The 3765-nt window shown below is 75.6% G+C and carries 2 protein-coding genes and 1 pseudogene; all 3 read left to right on the forward strand.

Annotated features, from left to right (window positions below):
• Positions 1-73 precede the first annotated feature (73 nt).
• Positions 74-1165, forward strand: a complete 1092-nt coding sequence (locus KDL01_RS39720) for an ATP-binding protein (RefSeq protein ID WP_212533894.1) — start codon at positions 74-76, stop codon at positions 1163-1165.
• 5 nt (positions 1166-1170) lie between these two features.
• A complete protein-coding gene (locus KDL01_RS39725; protein WP_212533893.1) occupies positions 1171-3522 on the forward strand; it encodes a DUF5682 family protein in 2352 nt (783 codons plus the stop codon).
• A pseudogene (locus KDL01_RS39730) lies at positions 3519-3765 on the forward strand (hypothetical protein); the annotation flags it as partial. The gene KDL01_RS39725 and the pseudogene KDL01_RS39730, both read left to right, overlap by 4 nt.

The raw sequence follows: 3765 nt of genomic DNA on the forward strand, positions 1-3765 counted from the left end.
ACCACCCGCCCCCCGGACCGAGGCCGACGCCGCCGTCGAGGACACCTCCGCACCGCAGTCCGCGTCGTCCGCCGTGTCCGCCTCCGTCGCCGAACTCCAGCGTCCGCCGGCCGAGATCCGGCACGCGGACGAGCTCGCCCGCCTCGCCGAGACCGACCAGGGGCACCGTCCGCCGGGGTGGCGGCTGAGCCTGCAGGCCGTGCGCGCCTTCGTCATCGGGGACGAGCGGCTCGGGGTGGCGCGCAAGTTCGTCGGCGACCCGGCGCTGGTGGACCGGGCCCTGGTCAGCCTCGCCACCAGCAGGGGCCTGATGCTCGTCGGCGAGCCGGGCACGGCCAAGTCCCTGCTCAGCGAGCTGATCGCGGCGGCGGTGTGCGGCACCTCCACCCTCACCATCCAGGGCGGCGCGGCCACCACCGAGGACCAGATCAAGTACTCCTGGAACTACGCGCTGCTCGTCTCCGAGGGGCCGAGCGAGCGCGCGCTGGTCTCGGCGCCGCTGCTGCGCGGCATGGCCGAGGGCCTGATCGTGCGGTTCGAGGAGATCACCCGCTGCCCGCTCGAGGTGCAGGACACGCTGCTCTCCCCGCTGTCCGAGCGCGCCCTCGTCGTGCCGGAGCTCGGCGCGGCCGGGACGGTGTTCGCGCGCGCGGGCTTCAACGTCATCGCCACGGCCAACTCGCGCGACCGCGGCGTGAACGAGATGAGCGCGGCGCTCAAGCGGCGCTTCAACTTCGAGACCGTCTTCCCCATCCCCGACTTCGAGACCGAACTCGCCCTCGTCCGGCAGGAGTCCGAGCGGCTGCTGCACGCCTCCGGCGTCGTCGCGCCGCCGCGCCGGGACGTGCTGGAAGTGCTCGTCGGCGCCTTCCGCGACCTGCGCTCCGGCGTCACCGCGGACGGCAACCCGGTGGACCGGCCCGCCGCGGTCATGAGCACGGCCGAAGCGGTCTCCGTCGCGCACGCGGTGGGCCTGCGCGGCTGGTTCCTGCGCGGGGAATCCGGCGGCGTCGCCGACCTCGCCGCCTGCCTGGCCGGCACCGTCGCCAAGGACAGTGCGGACGACCTCACCAGGCTGCGCCGCTACCTCGAGCGGCAGGCCAAGGCGCAGGGCGACGGGCCGTGGCGCGACCTGCACGAAGCCCGCCACCTGCTCCCGGGCTGAGCGGCATGACCTCCTCAGTGACCTACATCGGCGTGCGCCACCACAGCCCCGCGTGCGCGCGCCTCGTCGCGCGCACGGTCGCGCGGCTGCGGCCGGCGTACGTGCTGATCGAGGGCCCGGCCGAGATGAACGCGCGGATGAGTGAGCTGTATCTGCGCCACCGGCTGCCGATCGCGGTGTTCAGCAGCGGCCCGGGATTCTCTTCGTACGCCCCGTTCTGCGCGTACTCGCCGGAGTGGGCCGCGCTCACCGCGGCCCGGGCGGCCGAGTCGGTGCCGCTGTTCATCGACCTGCCCGCCTGGCACCCCGCGTTCCGCCACCGCTCCAACCGCTACGCCGACGCCGAGAAGCACTACGCGGCGGCGGTGCAGCGGCTCTGCCGCGAGCTGCGGGCCTCGAACTCCGACGAGCTGTGGGACCGGATGTTCGAGGTCGAAGAACAAGACGGCCTGGAGGAGCGGCTGACCGCGTACTTCGACCTGCTGCGGGGCGACCTCGACGCCGGCGAGGGCGACGCCGCACGCGAGCGGTACATGGCCCGCTGGATCAGTGCCGCGGCGGCGAAGGCGGGTGATGCCGGGGTGGTGGTCGTCACCGGCGGCTTCCACACCTCGGCCCTGCGCCGCCTCGTCGCTGCCGAGCCTGCCGAGTCCGCTGACCCCGCCACCCTCGACCTCACGGCCGACGGATGGCCCGAGGTGCCCGCGGGTGCGGACGGGGAAGGGGTCTCGAGTTACCTGGTGCCCTACTCCTTCCGCCGCCTGGACGCGTTCACCGGGTACCAGTCGGGGATGCCGTCGCCGGAGTACTACCAGCTGCTCTGGGAGCACGGGCCCGAGCGGGCGGCGCAGGAGGTGACGACGGCGGTGGCGCGGCGGCTGCGCGCGCGTGGCCTGCCCGCCTCGACCGCCGACTTGATCGCCGCGCGGACGCAGGCGGAGGGGCTGGCCCGGCTGCGCGGCAGCAGCGTGCCGACGCGGGTGGATCTGCTCGACGGGCTCGTCAGTGCCCTGGTGTCGGAGGATCTCGGCCGCCCGGTGCCGTGGGGCGGGCACGGCGGGCTCACGCCGGGCGCGCATCCGGTGGTCGTCGAGATGGTCGACTCGATCAGTGGAGCGCGCGTGGGGCGGCTGCACGCGCAGACGCCGGCGCCGCCGCTGGTGCACGACGCGCTGGCCCGGCTCGAGCGCCTCGGGCTGGACCGGGTCGGCGAGCTGGACCTCGATCTGACCGACCCGGGCGGGCTGGAGCGAAGCAGGGTACTACATCAGCTGCGGGTGCTCGGGATACCGGGTGCGGCGCGCGAATCAGGGCCCGCGAACGGGCTCGATCCGGCCTCGCGGGAACGGTGGCGGCTCGCCCGGGTCGAGCGGCGGCTGGCGGCGCTGATCGAGGCGGGGGCGCACGGGGCCACGCTCGAACAGGCCGCGGCCACGGTCCTGGCCGAACGCATGGCCGGGCGGGACGGCGCGGACGTGCTGCCGCTGCTCGCGGCCGTGCTGTTCGACACGGTTCTGTGCGGGCTGCTCGCCGCCGCGGACCAGGTCCTCGCACGCATCGTCGACGCGCTCGCCGACAGCGCTGCGGGCACCGGCCCGGGGGCGAACCTGGGCGAGCTCGGCGCGGTACTCGCGGCCGCGCTCGGGCTCTGGCGGCACGACCGGGTCTTCCAGGTCTCGCGAAGTCCGGGGCTGACGCACGTCATCGCGGCCGCGGCGGAGCGCCTGCTGCAACTCGCCGAGGCGGTCACCGGGCCGGACGCGCCCACCGATCCGGCCCGCAGCGCCGCCCTCGCGGCGCTGCGGGACGCGGTCTGGCACGCCGAATCCGTGCTCACCCTCGACCGCGCCGCGGTTATCGCCGCCGCCGCGCGGATGGCCGGGGACCAGCACATCCCGCCCGACCTGCGCGGGGCGGCCCTCGGCCTCGGCTGGAGCCTGGGCGCGGTCCCCGAGCCGGGCCGCGGGGTGATCCCGCCCGGCCTCGGCGTGCGCCGGCTCGGCGACTGGCTGGCCGGGCTGTTCGTACTGGCCCGCGAACAGGCGTCGGGCCCTGAGATGATCGGGCTGCTGGACGCCGTGGTCACCGGGATGGCGCAGGAGGAGTTCCTGGCCGCGCTGCCCGCGCTGCGCATGGCGTTCGCCTACTTCCCGCCGCGCGAGAAACAGGGCGTGGCGCAGGCCCTGCTCGACCGGCGCGGCCTGCGCGGCGACGCGCGCGGGCTGCTGCGCACCGTCGTCTCGCCGGAGGAGTTCGCGCGCGTCCGCGCAGGGGAGCAGGCCGCGCTCGCGGAACTCGTCGAGGCCGGGCTGCTCTCGGCGCGGGCGCAACAGATCGTGGCGGGGGCGGGGATATGAGCGCGAGCACTGATCAGGGTACGGACACCGGCGGCGACGCGGACCGGACCGGCCCGGGCGATCCGCGCGCCCTCGAGCCGGATCTGGAGCGGTGGCGGCTGATCCTCGGCGCGCCGGTCGACCGGTCGCTGCCGTTGGACGCCACCTGCACGACGGGCCGGCAGGACGCGGCGCTGGACTGGCTCTACGGCCGGGACGAGGAGCTGGGGCGGCGCGGGATCCGGCGGCGCGGCGGGCGGGGCG

The sequence above is a fragment of the Actinospica durhamensis genome, from assembly GCF_018139695.1.
GTDB lineage: Bacteria > Actinomycetota > Actinomycetes > Streptomycetales > Catenulisporaceae > Actinospica > Actinospica durhamensis.